Raw genomic sequence first — 18,949 nt, forward strand, 5'->3', positions numbered from 1 at the left:
CTGCAGGGGGGACCCTGTGGGAGAGTAGGACGCCGCCGAACAATTGTTGAGGAAACCCCCGTACCGTTTATTCGGTACGGGGGTTTTCTGCGTTTAGGCTCAAGTTATGCGCTATGACCTTGTGATCTTCGACAACGACGGTGTTCTCGTCGACAGCGAACCCATCTCCAACCGGCTTCTGGCCGCCTACCTCACCGAGCTGGGGCACCCGACCTCCTACGAGGACTCCCTTCGCGACTACATGGGCTCTGCCATGCACCGGATCCATGACCTGATCGAGGAGCGGACCGGGCAGCGGCTTCCGGAGGACTTCGACGACATCTTCCATGCGCGGGTGTTTGAGGCGTTCGAACGGGAGTTGGAGCCGGTTGCCAGGGCCGTCGGGGTCGTGGAGAAGCTGGCCGCCGGCGGGGTGCCGTACTGTGTCGCGTCCTCCGGGAGCCATGAGCGGATTCGGGTGGGGCATCGGAAGACCGGGCTGGACCAGTGGTTCGATGACGGGCGGATCTTCAGTTCCCAGGATGTGGGGCGGGGGAAGCCGGCGCCGGACCTGTTCCTCCACGCCGCCGAGCGGATGGGGGTCGCGCCGGAGCGTTGTGTGGTCGTCGAGGACAGTCCGCTGGGGGTGCAGGCGGCCGTCGCGGCCGGGATGGACGTGTACGGGTTCACCGCCATGACGCCGGCCGATCGGCTCGTCGGGGCCACGCAACTCTTCAGTGATCTCGGCGAGTTGGCTGACCTGCTCGTATGACGTCGGCACCGGTGGGCGGCTGACATTTGTCATGCCGAGCTCCGGACGATCGTTTCTACTGGCGACCGGGTGCCGGACGGGAAGCTGAGGGCATGACGACGAACACGGTGTCCCAGGGCCAGAGCAGCAACCAGACTCCCAGCGCGCTCGACAACCTCCGCCCGCTGATCGTGGATGTGGCGGTCCCGCTCGGTTCGTACTACCTGTTCAAGGACGCCTTCGGGATGAGCACCTTCGCGGCGCTCGCCTGGAGCAGCGTCGTCCCCGCGGTACGGACCGTCTGGAGCGTGGTGAAGGAGCGCAGGACGAACGGGCTGGCGGGGCTGATCCTCGTAGTCAACGTGGTCTCCCTGCTGCTGAGCTTCGTCTCCGGCGACCCGCGGCTGATGCTCGCCAAGGACAGTGCGGTCAGCAGCACCGTGGGTATCGGCATCCTGGTCTCGGTGGCTCTCGGCAGGCCGATGATGACTGCCGGGATGAAGCCCTTCCTGGTGAAGGGCGACCCCAAGAAGGAGGCCGCGTGGCAGCGACTGGCCTCGGGGCGGGCGGCCGCCTCGGCCGACTTCCTGCGCAAGGAGCGGACGTTCTCCGTGATCTGGGGCGTGGCCCTGCTCACCGAGTGCGTGGCGCGGGTCGTGGGGGCGTACACCGTGCCCGTGGAGACCATGGTCTGGCTCGGAGGCGTCGTGCTGGCCGGTGTGATGGTGCTGACCTTCCTCGTCAGCGGTGGGCTGGCCGCCGGGCCGATGGAGGAGATGCTCCGCACCGAGGCGGAGGCCGAAGAAGCGGCTGCACGCAAGGCCGTCGCTGTCGCCGCCTGACAGAGAAAGTAAAGCTGAGGGAAATTCATCTTTGGCTTGATCTACCCACAGGTAGCCCGGGGCCCTACGCTCGCCGCCATGACAGATGTGCTGCGGCGCGGTAGGGCCTCCTTGGCGTTCAGCTTCCTTGCCCAGGGCGCCACCTTCGCCCTTCTGGTGACGCGTATCCCGGCCATTCAGGACCGGTACGGGGTCTCCGACGCGCTGCTGCCCGCCTTCCTGGCCGCCGTGCCGATCCTGGCCGGCGTCGGAAGTGTGACGACCGAGCAGTTGGTGAAGCGGATACGGCCCGGCCTGCTGCTGCGGTGCCTGCAGCCCGTGGTGCTCCTGGCGCTCCTCGGCGTCGGGTCCGGGGAGCACCTTGCCGAGCTGGGGATCGCGCTGGGGGCCTTCGGGCTGGCGGTGGGCGGGCTCGACGCCTCGATGAACATGCTCGGGGTGAGCCTGCAGCGGGCGTACGGGCGCAGCATCATGCTCAGCTTCCATGCGGCGTTCAGCCTGGGCGGGATCGTGGGGGCCTCGCTGGCCTGGGTGGGGGCGCACTGGCATCTGGCGCTGTGGGTGTCGTATCTGCCGGTCGTCGCGGTGCTGTTGCCGGCCACGCTGGTCGGGAGCCGGTGGTATGTCGACTCGGGTGCCTCCGTCGACGTATCGGAGGACGGGGAGGGCCAGGCCCAGGGGCAGTCCGTCGTCTTCAAGCTGCTGCTGCCGCTGTGTCTGGTGATGACCTTCGCGTACATCGGGGACTCGACCGTCTCCAACTGGAGTGCCAAGTACCTCAAGGACGTGCTCGGGAGTTCGGAGCAGCTGTCGACCGTGCCGTACAACGTGTACATGGTGACCACGTTGCTGGGGCGGTCGCTCGGGGACCTGGGCGTACGGCGGTTCGGGGCGGTGGCGGTCGTACGGCTGGGGGCGCTGGTGGCGGCGCTGGGGTTCGCGGTGGTGGCCCTCGCGCAGGGGGCGTGGGTGGGGATGCTCGGGTTCACGCTGCTGGGGCTGGGGCTGTGTGTGCTGGTGCCGCAGACCTTTGCGGCGGCCGGGCGGTTGTTCCCGCATGCGTCCGATGCGGCCGTCGCGCGGCTGAATGTGTTCAACTACGTCGGCTTTCTGATCGGCTCGCCGCTGGTCGGCGCGCTGGGGGATGCGTGGAGCTACCGGGAGGCCATGGCCGTCCCGATGGTGTTGGTGCTGGTGACCGTGGTCTACGCCAGGTCGTTCGCTCCTCAACCGGACCGATACGGTGGCGGGCATGAGCGGCCGCGCACAGCTGATGTGGGACGAGGCAGTAACGGGCTATGACTTCGGTCCGGACCACCCGATGGATCCGGTCCGGCTCGCCCTGACCAGGCGTCTTGTCGATGCCTTCGGGCTCGACAAGGAGGTCGGGGTGGTGGCGGCGAAGCCCGCCGGGGAGTCGACGCTGCGGCTCGTCCACCGCGAGGACTACGTCGAGGCGGTGAAGGCGGCTTCGGCGGATCCGGAGGCGGCGGACGGGGCGTACGGGCTGGGCACGATGGACGATCCCGCCTTCGCCGGGATGCACGAGGTGTCGGCGCTGATCGCGGGGCAGTCGGTGGGGGCCGCCGAGGCGGTGTGGCGCGGCGATGCGCTGCACGCGGTGAACTTCGCGGGCGGGCTGCATCATGCGATGCCGGGGAGTGCCTCGGGGTTCTGCATCTACAACGACGCGGCGCTGGCGATCGCCCGGCTGCTGGAGCTGGGCGCCGAGCGGGTCGCTTACGTCGATGTGGACGTGCATCACGGGGACGGTGTGCAGGCGGCCTTCTGGGAGGACCCGCGGGTGCTGACGATCTCGCTGCACGAGCATCCCCGGACGTTGTTTCCGCAGACCGGGTGGCCGGAGGAGACGGGGGCCGACTCGGCTGAGGGCTCGGCCGTCAATGTGGCGCTGCCGGCCGGGACCGGGGATGCCGGGTGGCTGCGGGCCTTCCACGCCGTCGTACCGGAACTGATCGCCGATTTCCGGCCGCAGGTGCTGGTGACGCAGCACGGGGCCGACACGCACTTCGAGGATCCGCTGGCGCATCTGGCGGTGTCGCTGGATGCGCAGCGGGCCGTGCAGGTCGCCTGCCATGAGCTGGCGCACGAGTACGCCGGCGGGAAGTGGGTCGCGCTGGGTGGTGGTGGTTACGCGGTGGTCGAGGTCGTGCCGCGGTCGTGGACGCATCTCGTGGGGATCGCGGCGGGGCGGGAGATCGCGCCGGAGGCCGTGATCCCGGAGGGGTGGCGGCAGGAAGTGTTCGCGCGGACGCGGCAGTTGGCGCCGGCGCGGATGACGGATGGGCGGTGGCCGGTGTCGTACCCCTCCTGGGAGGCGGGGTACGACCCTGCGGACCGGTTGGATCAGGCTGTGCTGGCTACCCGGCGGGCTGCGTTTCCGCTGCGGGGGTTGCTGGCGTAGGGGTTAGGGGGCGGGCTCAGAGGCCCGCCCCCGGTGTCGTGTCAGCTGCAGTGGCCCGAGTCGCCGGCCGAGGCGGTGCCGATGGCCCCGCCCCATGCGACGCAGTAGCCACGGCCGTTGATGTAGACGGGGCCGGCGTAGCTCGTGTACTGGCCGGAGTCCACGGTGGCCCGCTCGCCGCTGTTGATGGCCCTGAGGGTCACCTCCATGTGGATCTTGGCGCCCGTGGTGTTGCGGATGGTCACGGCGCAGTTCTTGCCGGTCGACTCGTTCCAGGTCAGGAACACCTTGCCGGAGTTGCCGACCGGGGTGGAGTCGATGACCTTGTAGCCGGTGCCGCAGGCACCGTTGTACGAGGCGGCTGCCGCCTTGGTGGTGGCCGCCGAGGCCGGAGCGGTGGCGGCGACCGTGCCGCCGAGCGCCAGCACGGTGAGTGCGGCGGCGGTCGTGGCGCGACGGGACAGGTTCATGGTGTTCCCCCTGGTGACGTGTTGGCCAATGAGGTGCGGACGGTTGGTCGTTGCCGTCCACGCAGAGTGAGACCAGGGAGCCGCTTCCACGGTTGTGGGCTGTTGTGTCCCTGTTCTGTCACCAGTGTCACGAGAGCCGTTACGCCAACTGTGCGGTGTTTACGCGTTCGCATGCCCCTGGCCGGGCCCGTCCGCCACCATCGATGTGTGTTGAGCACCGGAGCCCTGCGGGCCCATCTCCTGGCCGCCCGTCTCGCCGGGCCCGTGGCCACCTCCCGGGAGGAGAGCCTGCGCAGCTATCGGCTGTTCGCTGCCGGCGACCCCCGCATGCTGATCGGGCTCGATCCCGAATGGACATGGGCCCAGCGGGATCTGATCGAGTTGATGGCGGACAAGTGCGGGGTTTCGGCCGATCCACGGCATGTTTCCGGCCATGACGTTATCGATCCGGAGCGGACCCTGACCGCTCTGGATGCCTTCGCGGACCGTCTGGCCGCAGCCGCCCAGCGCAGCGCCCCTGTACTCCTCGGCACCGGACACCCGCACCGGCTGCTCGGCTTCTACGCCGCCTTGGCGGACGCGCTGTCGGCGGCGGGATGTACCGTCCTCACACCGGCGCATGGTCACTGTGTCGACATAACGACCCGGTTCGGTCTACGCACGTACAACCTTGACTACGTACAAGGAGTCGCGCTGGTGCGGGAACCCGGCGCGACTCGCCCCGGTTGTGCGACCGGCGCACACACGCATTCACCGCTGCCGGTTCGTACCGCGCTGGCCGTTGCGGCCGAGGCCGGCGGGCCGCTTCCCGAGCTGGTCGTCGGGGACCACGGCTGGGTCTGCGGAGCAGGTCAGCTGGGGTTCGAGGCCATTGGGCTGGCCGACACGGACGACCCCGCGCTCTTCGTGGGGGAGGCCGAGGGGTCCGTGTCCGTCGTCGTTCCACTTGATGACGCTGTGCGGTCTGATTACTACCGGCCGCTTACCCGCTACGTACTCAATCGAGCGTGTCTGTCACAGTAGGCCAGCGATAGGCATGCGATGGGTGCACCTCTTCCCCACTCGCATCACCCGCCCCTACATTGGGGAGTGAGCACGCAGCGACGAAGAGTCACCGGAAGGGGAAGCCGGTGGCCGTCGAGTGCGGAAGGTTCAGGTGTGTCATGGCTGCTGAGCAGAGGCCTCTGAGCGAGGTTCAGTTCCTTACCGTGGCGGAGGTCGCCTCGGTGATGCGAGTGTCGAAGATGACCGTGTACCGCTTGGTGCACAGCGGTCATCTGCCCGCGATCAGGGTGGGGCGGTCCTTCCGCGTCCCCGAGAACGCGGTTCACGAGTACCTCCGCGAGAGCTACGTGGGGGTGGAAACCGCCTGACGGCGATCCCCGGGGGGATCCTCAGGGCTCTTCTGGATCTCCCCCGGCATCCTCGATTACGACCTCAGCGCTCGGGCGGGTAGGCTGACCCCTCGTAGGTCGTATGGGCCCATGGCGCCCAGCACCGAGTGATGAGAAGTGAGCGAGGGTAGTCGTGGGCTCTGTTATCAAGAAGCGGCGCAAGCGGATGGCCAAGAAGAAGCACCGCAAGCTGCTCAAGCGCACGCGCGTTCAGCGTCGCAACAAGAAGTAGGCGACGCTCCAGGAGCGTGTTCTGTGGCCCCCCACCGCAACCGGTGGGGGGCCACACGCGTTTGGAGTTCACAGAAGCTTCCAGAAGTGCACGGGACCTCGCACAAGGCCTGTGCGTACGCACGTGTTTCACATGGCTTGGTCTGTTCGTATGTCTGTGGATGTCGTCACTTCGTGCATTGGGTGGTCATCACAGCGCAACATCGACCCGCTAAGTTGGCCGCACACGGGGAACACGGCAGGCTACGAGTACCGGATGGGCTGGAAGGAAGGCGCAGATCTTGGGCAAGGTCGTGCTCGTGACCGGAGTGGCCCGCAGGCTTGGGGGCCGGTTCGTACGACGGATCCAGCGTGACCCGCAGGTGGACCGGGTCGTCGCCGTGGACGCTGTCCCCCCCGAGCACCACCTGGGCGGTGCCGATTTCATCCAGGCCGACATCCGGCAGCCCACCATCGCGCGCGTGCTGGCCGAGACGGGCGCCGACACGGTCGTCCACATGGATGTGAGCGCGACCGGGCTCGGCAGCGGCAGCCGGACCGCGATCAAGGAAACCAACGTCATCGGCACGATGCAGCTGCTCGGCGCCTGCCAGAAGTCGCCGACCGTGAAGCGGCTCGTCGTGAAGTCCAGTACGAACGTGTACGGGTCCGCGCCCCGTGATCCCGCGGTGTTCACCGAGACGACCCCGCCCAAGTCCCTGCCGAGCGGCGGCTTCGCCAAGGACACCGTCGAGGTCGAGGGGTACGTACGGGGCTTTGCGCGGCGGCGGCCGGATGTCGCCGTGTGTGTGCTGCGGTTCGCGAACATCCTGGGGCCCACGGCCGACACGCCGCTCGCCTCCTACTTCGCGCTGCCGGTCCTGCCGACCGTGTTCGGGTACGACCCGCGGCTGCAGTTCGTGCACGAGGACGACGTGATCGAGGTGCTGCGGATCGCCTCGCACGAGCCGGAGCGGGGCACCCTCAACAGCGGCACCTTCAACATCGCCGGCGACGGCGTCCTGCTGCTCTCCCAGTGCTCCAGGCGGCTCGGCCGGCCCACGGTGCCGCTGCTGCTGCCTGCGGTCACCTGGGCGGGCTCCCTGGTGCGTACGCTGGGCATGACGGACTTCTCGCCCGAACAGATCCGGCTGCTGACCCACGGCCGGGTCGTGGCGACGGACCAGATGCGTGAGACGCTCGGATTCAAGCCGAAGTACACGACCGCGGAGACGTTCGCGGACTTCGCGCGCAGTCACGGACCCGGGCTCCTGCCGCCGGAGGCCCTTGCGGGGGCCGTCGACCGGATCGCCGCGCTGCCCCTGCCGGGCAGCGGCCACCCCCCGACGCAGAGCGCCAACTGAGGAGCGCATCAACGATGGCGGATGCCAAGGTCATTCCGTTCGACGACGACCGGTCCCGTGGGAGTGCCGTACCGCGGGCGCCGCGGCGTCGGGGCGCGGGGAGCCGACGCAAGACCACGGAACCCGCGCTGGTCGGCGACGTCCAGCCCCTGCCCAGCAGGGCGCGCACGCAGGATGATGTTCCTGTGACGCATGAGGAACAGCCGCCCCAGCGGCCGCAGAACTACGGCGGCCTGGAACGGCGCGTCGCGAGCGGCCTGAGCTTCCTGCGCCGCCGCCTCACCGGCGACTACGAGGTCGACGACTTCGGCTACGACGAGGAGTTGACCGACCAGGTCCTGATGTCCCTGCTGCGGCCGGTGTACGAGAAGTACTTCCGGGTCGAGGTGAAGGGCATCGACAACATCCCCTCGGAGGGCGGCGCGCTGATCGTCGCCAACCACTCCGGGACGCTCCCGCTGGACGGCCTGATGATGCAGGTCGCCGTCCACGACAACCATCCCGCAGACCGTCATCTGCGCCTGCTCGCGGCGGATCTCGTCTTCATGCTGCCGGTGGTCAACGAACTGGCCCGCAAGCTCGGCCACACCCTGGCCTGTGCGGAGGACGCCGAGCGGCTGCTGGGGCAGGGCGAGCTGGTCGGGGTCATGCCGGAGGGCTTCAAGGGCATCGGCAAGCCCTTCAGCGAGCGCTACAAGCTCCAGCGCTTCGGCCGCGGCGGCTTCGTCTCCACCGCCCTGCGCCACGGCACGCCGATCATCCCCTGCTCGATCGTCGGGGCGGAGGAGATCTACCCGATGATCGGCAACGCGAAGACCCTGGCCCGCCTGCTCGGCTTCCCGTACTTCCCGCTGACGCCGACGTTCCCGTGGCTCGGCCCGCTCGGTGCGGTGCCGCTCCCGACCAAGTGGACGATCCAGTTCGGTGAGCCGATCCCGACGGACGGCTATCCGCCGGAGGCCGCGGAGGACCCGATGCTGATGTTCAACCTGACGGACCAGGTGAGGGAGCAGATCCAGCACACGCTGTACAAGTTGTTGGTGCAGCGGCGGTCGGTGTTCTTCTGAGGCGACGTCCGGGCTGAGGGTTTTTCGTACGACGACGGGGGCGCCCCCCTGGAGAGGGGCGCCCCCGCTGCCGTACGGGCTACTGGTTCGTTTCGTTGCCTTCGATGCCGAGGCCGGGGAGCAGGCCCGGGAGCAGGGGTGGGATCGTCACGTCCGGTTCGGTGGACGGGGACTTGGTGGACGACGGGGAGGCGCTGCCGGTGTCCTTGGGGGGCTCGAGCAGGCCACCGGTGCTGCCTCCGAGCAGGCCCTCGCCCGTGGAGCCGGCCGACTGGCTGGGGCTGCTGGAGTGGCTGTGCTTGGAGGCGCCGCTGCCGGATGCCGTCGATGCCCTGCCGGAGCCGGGTGTGCCCTTGGACGCCGGACCCGAGCCGTGGTGCTTGCCGTGGCCGCCGCCGTGGTTCGCGGACGGGGGCAGCATGGACTGCAGCGGGGCGACCTCTTCGTCTATGGCGGCGAACACCGACGACACCTGGTTGCTGACGTCGCCCAGCTGGACCGGGAGCTTCTGGCGCAGGGCGCCCCAGACCTCGCGGTGCGAGCGGGAGAAGGCGGACAGGGCCTGGATGGGGCCGAGGGACCCGGGATCCCGCTCATACGCCTCGTGCAGCAGCCGGTGGCCCTCGGACGCGTCCTGCGTCATGCCCGACAAGGTGCGGCGGATCTCGCCGACGGACTCGTGATCGAGGTGGCCGCCGCCGCGGCCGCGCTCCATCAGGCGGCGGGCCTCGGCCAGCCGGGTGGAGGCCTGATCGAGGTAGGCCACTCCGCGCTCGTCGTCCCCGTCGGACAGGTAGTTGAGCTTGAAGTCCTCGATGCCGCGTTTGAGTCCGTAGAGCGAGTCGCCGGGCAGGGCGTCCGAGCTGGCGGCGGCGACTCCGCCGAAGGCGCCCGCCGCGACTCCGACGCTGAGCCCGCCCGCGGCCAGGCCCTTGGTCAGCCGCGACCGCGGTCGCAGCTTGCCCAGTGGGCTCGCCCGGTGCGCGTGCGCGCCGCGGGAGCGCTGTTCGGGTACCGCAGTGTCCGCCGCCTCGCCGCCGGCGCCCTCCTGCACCATGGCCTCGAACGCGGCCACCAGTTGTGCTCGTTGGACGACCTTGACCTCGGGGTCGAGCTCCGGTCTGGGCAGCTCGCCGAGACACTCCGTGAGGGCCAACAGACGGCCCTGCTCGGTCTGATCCGCAGCAGCCGGGGCCGGGGCCGGTCCTTCGGACTGCTCGGCCGCCGTGCCCTGGTCCGGCTGCTCCTCCAGGGCTTGGGCGAAGGCGTTCGCCCGCCGGTGTGCCGATACGTTCGCGATCACTGGCGGCACCTCCTCTCGTGATGACGGTCGACTCCCCAGGGGGTCCTGAGGGTTGCACGCTCTGACCACATCCACACGATCGAGTGATCGGAGAGGGTCAGGGAGTGACCACAGGGAGCCTGCATCCCGCACAACGAGCGTCTCGGCACTTGGGTTACGGACGACGGATGATCGGATCGGGAAGTCAACGGACTTTCACTGACAGCGAGTTGGGCGTCACTGAGCGTGTACCGCTGTGTTCTGTCAGGCCCGGCGTGGGATGTCCGTCAGCGGGCGTCGTCCGGGAGGAGGCGGGCCAGGGTGCGTACGGCTCGGTACTGGAGGGTCTTGATGGCGCCCTCGTTCTTGCCCATCACGCGGGCGGTCTCGGCGACGGAGAGGCCCTGGAGGAAGCGGAGCGTCACGCACTCCTGCTGCTGGGGGTTGAGGCGTCGTACGGCGTCGAGCAGGGCGGCGTTGGAGAGGGACTCCAGGACGGAGTCCTCGGGGGAGCGCTCGACCTCGTTGGCGTCGAGCATCTCGCCGGTGGTCACCTCGAGGCGGAAGCGGCTCGACTTGAAGTGGTCGGCCACGAGGTTGCGGGCGATGGTGACCAGCCAGGCGCCGAAGTCTCGGCCCTGCCAGGTGAAGGTGCCGATGCGGCGCAGGGCGCGCAGGAACGTCTCGCTGGTGAGGTCCTCGGCGGTGGCTTTGCCGCCGACGCGGTAATAGATGTACCGGTACACGGTGTCGCTGTACTGGTCGTAGAGGCGGCCGAAGGCGTCGGCCTCGCCGGCCTGGGCGCGTTCGACCAGGTCCATCATCCGGGCGCTGTCGCTGTCCGCGGCCGGGCGGCGGGTGGTGGTGGCGCCGGCGGCGCGGCTGCGTCTGCCGACGGCGGCGGTGCTGCCGTCGGCGAGGGCGTAGCACGGGCCGACGGGGGTGCTGGCAACGGCTAGGGCGGGGACGGCGTACGCGGTGGGGACGAAGCCGCGCAACAGGCTTTGGACCGTTGCGCGCAGCGTAGCCAGGCCCGAGGCGTCAACCCCGACGTGTGGGTACACGGGACTCCCAGAGGCAGAGCTTCCATCACGTGCAGTGCGGGACCTTTCACCCGTCGTAGCGACGGAGGGGTACCGGTTTGCGTCTGAGGAGAATAACGCTTCGTACAGGCGCTGCTACACCCAGTTGCTCAAATCATCGATTACGTCGCTTCTGTAACCGATTGGCGGCCTATCAAGTGCCGTAGCGTGACTGATTGTTGATCGATATGGGTCGGGTTTCGAGTGGGAACGGGGCGTGTTGTGGCCGTGTGCAGCCAATGGGACTGGACAGGGGGTGTGGGGGTAGGTCGTGGGGATTGGCGTGTTCGGGTCGGGGCTGGTCGCGTTGTGATCAGGAGTGGTGCGGGCGTTGATGTCTTCCTCGCCCCCGCCGCCCCTACCCGTCCCATCCCCAGGGGCTCCGCCCCGACCCACCGGGGGCTCCGCCCCTGGACCCGGGCAGAGGGCTACGTCCCTGTACCCCACTTCGGGGGCCGGGGACGGGCTCCGCGACACTCTGCCCTGCCTCTTTCGCAGCGCTCCGCCCCTGCAGGCCGACCCACCGGCGAGTGAGCTGCAGTGCAAGTCGTCCCGAGGACTACTGCCCGCGCGTCGCGAGCCAGCCCGGCAGCAAACACCCTGCGCGCAAGTCAGTCGAGGTAGTAGGCGAATACCGGAACGCCACAAGCCGGCCCACGCGCCAACGCCGGTGAACCGCAGGCCAGTCGCGGGCCAACACGGTGAACGCCGTGCCAACCCGCGAACCAACTCCGCACGTCGGCCGGTCGGCAAATAACCCTGCCCCCAAGCGAGTAGGGCCCAAGGCCCCATTGATTCCCAACCACCCGCGGGGACACAGCCTCTGAGCGCCGGCCCTTCGTGTTCCAGCCCGTCCGGCCTTCAAGGCCGCAACCATCCGCGGTTGCCCACCCTCTGGGCTCCGGTACGCATCCCCCCAGCCCGTCCGGCGATCGGGCCGACGAGGCCGTGCGTCCCCACCCGCGGGGCCTCGCCCCGCACCCTTTCAGCCCGTCCGGCGTTTGAGGACGAGGCCGTTCGGTCCGACCGGGGTCCGGGCGGAGCCCCGAAACAGGGTGTGTCGGTGTTCCGCCGTCTGGGCGGTGTGCGTGGGCCGGGGTTCGGGCTCGGGCCGGGTTGCAGTGCAGCCGCCGCTCGCGCTCGGGGCGGCCTGCCGGGCAGAGGTGAATCGACCTCGGGGCGGTTGTGTTGCCTGATGGGGGTTTCTCGCCCGGGAACGGGTGGGGCGGGTCAGCGGCGGCGTTTGTGGAGGGCGATTGCTGCTGCTGTGCCGCCTGCTACTGCGCCTACGCCTGCTGCTGCGGGGATGCCCACCTTGGCTGCCTTGCGGCCGGTGCGGTAGTCGCGCAGGCGCCAGTCGAGCTTGCGGGCGTGTTTGCGGAGTTTGGTGTCGGGATTGATCGCGTAGGGGTGGCCGACCAGCGACAGCATGGGGATGTCGTTGTGGGAGTCGCTGTACGCGGCGCAGCGGGAGAGGTCGAGGCCTTCGGCGGAGGCGAGGGCCCGTACCGCTTCCGCCTTCGCGGGGCCGTGCAGGGGTTCGCCGACCAGTTTTCCGGTGTAGACGCCGTCGACGGACTCGGCCACCGTGCCCAGGGCGCCGGTGAGGCCGAGGCGGCGGGCGATCACCGTGGCGATCTCGACCGGGGCCGCCGTGACCAGCCACACCTTCTGGCCCGCGTCCAGGTGGGCCTGCGCGAGTGCGCGTGTGCCCGGCCAGATCCGCTCGGCCATGTACTCGTCGTAGATCTCCTCCCCGATGGACTGGAGTTCCGCGACGCGATGGCCCTTCACGATGGAGAGGGCCGAGTCGCGGGCCTCCTGCATGTGTTCCGGGTCCTCGACGCCGGCCAGCCGGAACCACGCCTGCTGCCAGGCGAACTTGGCGAGGTCGCGGGTCTCGAAGAACTTGCGCTTGTACAGGCCCCGCCCGAAGTGGAAGAGGGCTGCACCTTGCATCACGGTGTTGTCGAGGTCGAAGAAGGCCGCGGCCTTGTCGTCGCCGAGCACCGGGAACTCCGGTTCCTCCGGGGGGACGTCCTGCGAGGACTTGCGCGCTGCCTCTGCCGAGGCCTCGCCTGCCAACACGCTCCGCGCCGTGGCGGAGCGCCTACGGGGAGTGAGCCATCCTAGAGCGGCCATGTCCGTGAGCATAGCCAGTTTGTTCGGTGCCTCCAGACGTCAGAGGTTTGAACGTTGTGAACTCTCCGCGACCGTGTCGTTAAAGAACTGATCCGATCCACCCGCGCCTTGGGCGTTTTCGCGGGTGTGCCGCCGCCGTGCGCTCGCGCGAGAATGGCTGACATGAGTCCCCTCTTCCGTCGTAAGGCCCAGGACGCCCCGAGCCGGAGCGTCACTCTCATCCGTAAGCCCGGGTGTCATCTGTGTGATGACGCACAGCTCGTGGTGGAGAAGGTGTGCGCGGAGGTGGGGGTGGCGTGGGAGGCGAAGGACATCTCCCTGGACCAGCAGCTTCACGACCAGTATTGGGAGCAGATTCCCGTGGTTCTCGTCGACGGTCGGCAGCACACCTTCTGGCGTGTCGACGAGCAGCGGTTGCGCAAGGCACTGACTGAGTAGTCCAAGTCGTCCGGAACCTCGCTTAGGATCGACGGCGACTGGTCTCGGGGGCGGGGATCGTAAGAGGAGAGTGTGCGGTTTTGCCCCCACGAGATGAGAAGCGGTGGTGCTTGTGCGCCGGTTCCGCACCCGCGCGCCGGGGGCGCGTGACCCCGGTCACGTTGGCCGGGCAAATCGGACACCATCTTTGTGCACGCGTTCACAAAGACATAGCCTGCTGTCGACGGGGCGGTCTGGGTACGTGTGACCGCCTGCAGCCCCGCTCTACCCGCAGGAGCACCGTGGCAACTGGCCGAACTCACCGACCGGCGACCCGTAGCCGAGGGATTCCCGAGGCCACCGTCGCCAGGCTTCCGCTGTACCTCCGCGCCCTGACCGCACTGTCGGAGCGCTCGGTACCCACGGTCTCCTCCGAGGAGCTCGCGGCCGCGGCGGGGGTCAACTCCGCCAAGCTGCGCAAGGACTTCTCCTACCTGGGCTCGTACGGAACGCGCGGTGTCGGCTACGACGTCGAGTATCTCGTCTACCAGATCTCGCGTGAGCTGGGGCTCACCCAGGACTGGCCGGTTGTGATCGTCGGTATCGGCAACCTCGGCGCCGCCCTGGCCAACTACGGCGGGTTCGCCTCCCGTGGTTTCCGGGTCGCGGCCCTCATAGACGCCGATCCGGCCATGGCGGGCAAGCCTGTCGCGGGGATTCCCGTGCAGCACACCGATGACCTGGAAAAGATCATCGAGGACAACGGGGTGTCCATCGGCGTCATCGCCACTCCCGCCGGTGCCGCCCAGCAGGTCTGCGACCGGCTCGTGGCCGCCGGGGTCACCTCCATTCTGAACTTCGCGCCGACCGTGCTGACCGTCCCGGACGGCGTGGACGTGCGGAAGGTGGATCTGTCGATCGAGCTGCAGATCCTCGCCTTCCACGAGCAGCGCAAGGCCGGCGAGGAGGCCGAGGCAGCGGGCCCCGACGGCTCGGGGCCCGTCGCCGCAGCCCGCCAGGAGTCCGCCGAGCAGGGGCCCGACGGGGACGTACCCGCCGTGATGCCGGCATGAGTCTCCTCGTCGTCGGGCTGAGTCACCGCAGCGCCCCTGTCAGCGTCCTGGAGCGGGCCGCGCTGAGCGCGGACGCCCAGGTCAAGCTGGTGCAGGACACGATCGCCGCGGAGCCCGCCACCGAGGCCGCGGTGCTCGCGACCTGCAACCGCATCGAGCTCTACGCCGACGTCGACAAGTTCCACGCCGGTGTCGCCGAGCTGTCCACTCTGCTCGCCCAGCACAGCGGGGTGGGGCTGGACGAGCTCACGCCCTATCTGTACGTCCACTACGAGGACCGGGCCGTTCACCATCTGTTCTCGGTGGCCTGCGGGCTCGACTCCATGGTCGTGGGGGAAGGGCAGATCCTCGGGCAGATCAAGGACTCGCTGGCCAAGGCTCAGGACCTGCACAGCGCCGGACGGCTGCTGAACGATCTGTTCCAGCAGGCCCTGCGGGTCGGCAAGCGCGCCCACTCCGAGACCGGGATCGACCGGGCCGGGCAGTCGCTGGTCACCTTCGGGCTGGAGCAGCTGGCGTCCGGGGCGGATGTGCAGGGGTGGGCCCGGGGGAAGAAGGCGCTGGTCATCGGGGCGGGGTCGATGTCCTCGCTGGCTGCTGCGACGCTCGCGAGGGCCGGGGTCGGCGAGATCGTGATCGCCAACCGGACGGGCGAGCGGGCCGAGCGGCTCGCCGAGATCTTGAACGACGGTGCTGAGCAGGGATTGCTGGCCCGTGCGGTGCCGATGGGTGCGGTGTCGGGTGAGCTGACACGTGCCGATGTTGTGGTGTCTTGTACCGGGGCGACTGGGTTGGTGCTGTCCGCCGGCGCGGTTGCTACGGCGGTGCAGGGCCGTGTGGCTGACGGGTTGCCGGACGCTGGTGCCGACGCGGGGGCGGTCGCGCAGCCCGGCGGTGACGGGGTGCCGCCTGCCTTTGGGTCGGGTGCCGCCCATGCGGCACGACTGCCCGCAGGCTCCGTGGATGAAGAGAGCTGTCCGCTCGACCTCCCCGCCGTGCAGCAAGGCTTCTCCGTCATGGGGGAGGCTGCCGTCGCCGGGATGGATGCGGCCACCCTGGAGCAGCATGCCGTCTGGGTGGACAACGGCGACGTCGACCGGCGTGAGGCGGCCCGGCGGGCGCCCGAGGCCGATGCCGAGCTGATCACTGCGCTTGCCGCCACCGTGGCCACGGTCGGGCGGATTCCGGAGCGCCGCAAGGCCGAGCCGGTCGTCGAGGCTCCGCGGCCCGCGCCCGTGCTGTTCCTCCTCGACCTGGCGATGCCCCGCGACATCGACGCGGCAGTGCACCGGCTGGCCGGAGTGCGGCTCGTCGACATCGAGTCGCTCGCCGAGGCCTCCGCGGACGCTCCGATGGCGGCCGACGTCGACCAGGTCCGCCGTATCGTCGCGGACGAGGTCGCGACGTTCGGGGCGGCGCTCAGGGCCGCGCACATCACCCCCACCGTGGTGGCCCTGCGCACCATGGCCGCCGATGTCGTCGCCAATGAGATCGCGCGGCTGGAGGGGCGGCTGCCCGGGCTCGACGACAAGCACCGCAGTGAGATCACCCAGACCGTCAAGCGCGTCGTCGACAAGCTGCTGCACGCGCCGACCGTACGAGTCAAGCAGCTCGCGGCCGAACCGGGCGGAGCAGGGTACGCAGATGCCCTGAGGACCCTGTTCGACCTCGACCAGGAAGCGGTGGCCGCCGTCTCCCGGGCCGAGGGCGCCGACGATGAATCTGAGAACAGCAAGAACCGAGGGCCGGCATGAGTAGCAAGGCATTGAGACTGGGGACGAGGCGAAGCAGACTCGCCATGGCCCAGTCCGGGCAGGTGGCGGACGCCGTGAGCCAGGTGACCGGACGGCCCGTCGAGCTCGTCGAGATCACCACCTACGGCGACACCTCCCGCGAGCACCTCGCGCAGATCGGCGGCACGGGTGTGTTCGTCACGGCGCTGCGCGACGCACTGCTGCGGGGTGAGGTCGACTTCGCGGTTCATTCGCTCAAGGACCTGCCCACCGCGCAGCCCGAGGAGCTGGCGCTCGCCGCCGTCCCGGTGCGCGAGGACCCGCGTGACGTGATCGTCGCCCGGGACACGCTGAAGTTCACCGACCTGCCGCGCGGGGCGCGCATCGGTACGGGTTCGCCGCGTCGCATGGCGCAGCTGAACGCGTACGCGCGCAGCCACGGGCTGGACATCGAGACGGTCCCGATACGGGGGAACGTGGATACCCGGATCGGGTACGTGCGGGACGGTGAGCTGGACGCCGTGGTCCTCGCCGCCGCCGGCCTCAACCGAATAGGCCGTAGCGATGAAGTGACCGACTTCCTGTCGGTCGACACCGTTCTGCCCGCCCCCGGCCAGGGGGCACTGGCGATCGAGTGTGCCGCGGACCACGCGGACCTGATCGCCGCGCTCGGAGAGCTCGACGACCCGTTCACCCGGGCCGCCGTGACCGCCGAGCGGTCACTGCTCGCCGCCCTGGAGGCCGGCTGCAGCGCCCCTGTGGGCGCGCTGGCCGACCTGCTGGCCGACGGGCAGATTGTCAAGGAAATGCGCCTGCGGGGCGTCGTCGGTACCACCGACGGCTCCCGCACGGTGCAGCTGTCCACCACCGGTCCCGTGCCCGAGACGTACGACCAAGCAATGGCGCTCGGCCGTGAACTCGCTGCCGAGATGCTTGCCCAGGGCGCGGCCGGTCTGATGGGGGAGCGAGCACATTGAGCCCCACCACCCTTCCCGCCGGCCTTGAACACGGGCACGTCACCTTCCTCGGTGCCGGACCCGGGGATCCGGGACTGCTGACTCTGCGCGCCGTGGAGGCGCTGGCGAACGCGGACGTCCTCGTCGCCGAGCACGACGTGCTCGACGTGGTGCGTCAGCACGCCAGACAAGGCGTCGCCGAGGTGCACACGGACGGGGGTCCTTCCTCGGACCCGCTTCCGGGCACGGGCACACCTCAGCTCGCGGTTGTTGACAGTTCGTCAACAACCGCTGGGGTCCCCGCGGTACGGGATGCCGCACATCTTGTCATGGAGGCCACGCGGGGCGGCAGGCGGGTCGTCCGTGCGGTGTCCGGTGACCCCGGACTCGACGCGTACGCCGCCGAGGAGATGCTCGCCTGCGCCGCCGCGGGCGTGCCCTTCGAGGTCGTGCCCGGTGTCGCCGCGGCCGTCGGCGTGCCCGCGTACGCCGGTGTTCCGCTGCGCGACGCCCAGGGTGCGGACGTGCGGTTCGTGGACGCCCGTACCGCCTCGGACCGCTGCTGGACGGAGGTGGGCGTCTCCGACGGGACGGTGGTCGTGTCGACGACCCTCGACTCCGTGGGCGCGGCCGCGGGCGAGCTGGTGTCGGCCGGCCGTAAGCCGGACACGCCGATCACCGTGACGGTGGCCGGTACGACCACGCGTCAGCGGACCTGGACGGCCACGCTGGGGACCATCGCCCAGACGCTGAAGCAGGCCAAGGTGCTGCCCTCGCCCGAGGGCGGGCGGCCGGTGATAGCCGTGGTCGGCGAGCGTTCCGCCGCCGCCCAGCGCGACCGGTTGTCGTGGTTCGAGTCCAAGCCGCTGTTCGGCTGGAAGGTCCTCGTGCCGCGTACGAAGGAGCAGGCGGCTTCGCTCTCCGACCAACTGCGGTCCTACGGGGCCGTACCGCACGAGGTGCCGACCATCGCCGTCGAGCCGCCGCGCACGCCCCAGCAGATGGAGCGGGCCGTGAAGGGGCTCGTCACCGGGCGGTACGAGTGGATCGCGTTCACCTCCGTCAACGCGGTGAAGGCGGTCCGGGAGAAGTTCGAGGAGTACGGGCTCGATGCCCGGGCGTTCGCGGGGATCAAGGTCGCCGCGGTGGGGGAGCAGACCGCGAAGGCGCTGGTTGCCTTCGGCGTGAAGCCGGATCTGGTGCCGAGTGGGGAGCAGTCGGCTGCGGGGCTTCTTGAGGACTGGCCGCCGTACGACCCTGTTTTCGACCCGATCGACCGGGTGTTCCTGCCGCGGGCGGACATCGCCACGGAGACCCTGGTCGCGGGGCTGATCGAGCTCGGCTGGGAGGTCGACGACGTCACGGCCTACCGGACCGTGCGGGCCTCGCCGCCGCCGGCGGAGACGCGGGAAGCGATCAAGGGAGGTGGCTTCGACGCGGTGCTGTTCACTTCGTCGTCCACCGTGCGGAACCTGGTGGGGATCGCCGGGAAGCCGCACAACGTGACCGTGATCGCGTGTATCGGGCCGGCCACCGCCAAGACCGCTGAGGAGCATGGGCTGCGGGTGGATGTGATGGCTCCGGAGCCTTCTGTGCACAAGTTGGCTGAGGCGCTTGCCGATTTCGGGCTGCGGCGGCGCGCTGCCGCGCTGGAGGCCGGGGATGCGGTTACCCGGCCGAGTGAGCGGAGGCCGGGGGCTCGGCGTCGTCGTACGACCTGAGCGATGTGGGGGTGAGCGTCCCTGGGGCGCGCACTCCCAGA

Annotated in this window: 18 protein-coding genes; 14 read left to right on the top strand and 4 right to left on the bottom strand. The window is 69.5% G+C overall.

Annotated elements, in window-relative coordinates; genetic code table 11:
- The first annotated feature begins 106 nt into the window (after positions 1–106).
- The 4 genes from AB0N07_RS09470 (at position 107) to AB0N07_RS09485 (ending at position 3,997) form a co-directional block, all read left to right on the top strand.
- On the top strand, positions 107–751 hold the full coding sequence (locus tag AB0N07_RS09470) for an HAD family hydrolase (protein WP_365833652.1): 645 nt from the start codon (positions 107–109) through the stop codon (positions 749–751).
- Between the two features lie 92 nt (positions 752–843).
- On the top strand, positions 844–1,572 hold the full coding sequence (locus tag AB0N07_RS09475; RefSeq protein ID WP_365833653.1) for a VC0807 family protein: 729 nt from the start codon (positions 844–846) through the stop codon (positions 1,570–1,572).
- A 78-nt stretch (positions 1,573–1,650) separates the two neighbouring features.
- Positions 1,651–2,874: an MFS transporter gene (locus AB0N07_RS09480; protein ID WP_365833654.1), complete on the top strand. Its 1,224-nt coding sequence runs from the start codon at positions 1,651–1,653 to the stop codon at positions 2,872–2,874.
- Positions 2,825–3,997 (top strand): acetoin utilization protein AcuC, encoded by a 1,173-nt coding sequence (locus AB0N07_RS09485; protein ID WP_365833655.1) that lies wholly within the window; start codon positions 2,825–2,827, stop codon positions 3,995–3,997. Before AB0N07_RS09480 ends, AB0N07_RS09485 begins: the two co-directional genes overlap by 50 nt.
- 41 nt (positions 3,998–4,038) lie before the next feature.
- On the opposite strand, the gene AB0N07_RS09490 is transcribed toward AB0N07_RS09485, so the two are convergent.
- On the bottom strand, positions 4,039–4,467 hold the full coding sequence (locus AB0N07_RS09490; protein WP_365833656.1) for a spore-associated protein A: 429 nt from the start codon (positions 4,465–4,467) through the stop codon (positions 4,039–4,041).
- A 207-nt stretch (positions 4,468–4,674) separates the two neighbouring features.
- On the opposite strand from AB0N07_RS09490, the gene AB0N07_RS09495 reads away from it, so the two are divergent.
- From AB0N07_RS09495 to AB0N07_RS09515, 5 genes are all read left to right on the top strand, one after another.
- Entirely contained in the window at positions 4,675–5,490 is an 816-nt protein-coding gene (locus tag AB0N07_RS09495) for a phosphatase (protein WP_365833657.1), read from the top strand.
- Between the two features lie 140 nt (positions 5,491–5,630).
- Entirely contained in the window at positions 5,631–5,840 is a 210-nt protein-coding gene (locus AB0N07_RS09500) for a helix-turn-helix domain-containing protein (protein WP_016437488.1), read from the top strand.
- Positions 5,841–5,994: 154 nt separating this feature from the next.
- Positions 5,995–6,093, top strand: a complete 99-nt coding sequence (locus tag AB0N07_RS09505; protein ID WP_003948845.1) for an AURKAIP1/COX24 domain-containing protein — start codon at positions 5,995–5,997, stop codon at positions 6,091–6,093.
- 280 nt (positions 6,094–6,373) lie between these two features.
- On the top strand, positions 6,374–7,435 hold the full coding sequence (locus AB0N07_RS09510) for an NAD-dependent epimerase/dehydratase family protein (protein WP_115906640.1): 1,062 nt from the start codon (positions 6,374–6,376) through the stop codon (positions 7,433–7,435).
- A gap of 14 nt (positions 7,436–7,449) precedes the next feature.
- Positions 7,450–8,502 (top strand): lysophospholipid acyltransferase family protein, encoded by a 1,053-nt coding sequence (locus tag AB0N07_RS09515; RefSeq protein ID WP_365833658.1) that lies wholly within the window; start codon positions 7,450–7,452, stop codon positions 8,500–8,502.
- 79 nt (positions 8,503–8,581) lie between these two features.
- On the opposite strand, the gene AB0N07_RS09520 is transcribed toward AB0N07_RS09515, so the two are convergent.
- The 3 genes from AB0N07_RS09520 to AB0N07_RS09530 all read right to left on the bottom strand — a co-directional run bounded on the left by AB0N07_RS09520 (position 8,582) and on the right by AB0N07_RS09530 (position 13,008).
- Positions 8,582–9,805, bottom strand: coding sequence for a DUF5667 domain-containing protein (locus AB0N07_RS09520; RefSeq protein ID WP_365833659.1), 1,224 nt, complete (start codon positions 9,803–9,805; stop codon positions 8,582–8,584).
- Positions 9,806–10,071: 266 nt separating this feature from the next.
- On the bottom strand, positions 10,072–10,848 hold the full coding sequence (locus tag AB0N07_RS09525) for an ECF subfamily RNA polymerase sigma factor, BldN family (protein ID WP_365833660.1): 777 nt from the start codon (positions 10,846–10,848) through the stop codon (positions 10,072–10,074).
- A gap of 1,248 nt (positions 10,849–12,096) precedes the next feature.
- Complete coding sequence (locus AB0N07_RS09530) at positions 12,097–13,008, bottom strand: HAD-IB family hydrolase (protein WP_123966748.1); 912 nt, start codon at positions 13,006–13,008, stop codon at positions 12,097–12,099.
- Between the two features lie 162 nt (positions 13,009–13,170).
- Here AB0N07_RS09530 and AB0N07_RS09535 point away from each other — a divergent pair, with 162 nt between their 5' ends.
- The 5 genes from AB0N07_RS09535 (at position 13,171) to AB0N07_RS09555 (ending at position 18,908) form a co-directional block, all read left to right on the top strand.
- Complete coding sequence (locus tag AB0N07_RS09535) at positions 13,171–13,446, top strand: glutaredoxin family protein (protein WP_365833661.1); 276 nt, start codon at positions 13,171–13,173, stop codon at positions 13,444–13,446.
- 281 nt (positions 13,447–13,727) lie between these two features.
- Positions 13,728–14,498 (top strand): redox-sensing transcriptional repressor Rex, encoded by a 771-nt coding sequence (locus AB0N07_RS09540; protein ID WP_365833662.1) that lies wholly within the window; start codon positions 13,728–13,730, stop codon positions 14,496–14,498.
- A complete protein-coding gene (locus AB0N07_RS09545; protein ID WP_365833663.1) occupies positions 14,495–16,252 on the top strand; it encodes a glutamyl-tRNA reductase in 1,758 nt (585 codons plus the stop codon). The genes AB0N07_RS09540 and AB0N07_RS09545 overlap by 4 nt, the downstream gene beginning before the upstream one ends.
- Positions 16,249–17,208 (top strand): hydroxymethylbilane synthase, encoded by a 960-nt coding sequence (hemC, locus tag AB0N07_RS09550; protein ID WP_365833664.1) that lies wholly within the window; start codon positions 16,249–16,251, stop codon positions 17,206–17,208. Before AB0N07_RS09545 ends, hemC begins: the two co-directional genes overlap by 4 nt.
- Positions 17,205–18,908 carry a bifunctional uroporphyrinogen-III C-methyltransferase/uroporphyrinogen-III synthase gene (locus tag AB0N07_RS09555; RefSeq protein WP_351462783.1) on the top strand — a complete coding sequence of 568 codons (1,704 nt, stop codon included), beginning with the start codon at positions 17,205–17,207 and terminating at the stop codon, positions 18,906–18,908. The genes hemC and AB0N07_RS09555 overlap by 4 nt, the downstream gene beginning before the upstream one ends.
- Positions 18,909–18,949 lie beyond the last annotated feature (41 nt).

The organism is Streptomyces sp. NPDC051172, assembly GCF_040682555.1.
GTDB lineage: Bacteria > Actinomycetota > Actinomycetes > Streptomycetales > Streptomycetaceae > Streptomyces.

Coding starts and splice junctions, on each gene's coding strand:
- AB0N07_RS09470 (WP_365833652.1), top strand. CDS start 107: ATGCGCTATGACCTTGTGATCTTCGACAACGACGGTGTTCTCGTCGAC.
- AB0N07_RS09475 (WP_365833653.1), top strand. CDS start 844: ATGACGACGAACACGGTGTCCCAGGGCCAGAGCAGCAACCAGACTCCC.
- AB0N07_RS09480 (WP_365833654.1), top strand. CDS start 1,651: ATGACAGATGTGCTGCGGCGCGGTAGGGCCTCCTTGGCGTTCAGCTTC.
- AB0N07_RS09485 (WP_365833655.1), top strand. CDS start 2,825: ATGAGCGGCCGCGCACAGCTGATGTGGGACGAGGCAGTAACGGGCTAT.
- AB0N07_RS09490 (WP_365833656.1), bottom strand. CDS start 4,467: ATGAACCTGTCCCGTCGCGCCACGACCGCCGCCGCACTCACCGTGCTG.
- AB0N07_RS09500 (WP_016437488.1), top strand. CDS start 5,631: ATGGCTGCTGAGCAGAGGCCTCTGAGCGAGGTTCAGTTCCTTACCGTG.
- AB0N07_RS09515 (WP_365833658.1), top strand. CDS start 7,450: ATGGCGGATGCCAAGGTCATTCCGTTCGACGACGACCGGTCCCGTGGG.
- AB0N07_RS09530 (WP_123966748.1), bottom strand. CDS start 13,008: ATGGCCGCTCTAGGATGGCTCACTCCCCGTAGGCGCTCCGCCACGGCG.
- AB0N07_RS09535 (WP_365833661.1), top strand. CDS start 13,171: ATGAGTCCCCTCTTCCGTCGTAAGGCCCAGGACGCCCCGAGCCGGAGC.
- AB0N07_RS09545 (WP_365833663.1), top strand. CDS start 14,495: ATGAGTCTCCTCGTCGTCGGGCTGAGTCACCGCAGCGCCCCTGTCAGC.
- hemC (WP_365833664.1), top strand. CDS start 16,249: ATGAGTAGCAAGGCATTGAGACTGGGGACGAGGCGAAGCAGACTCGCC.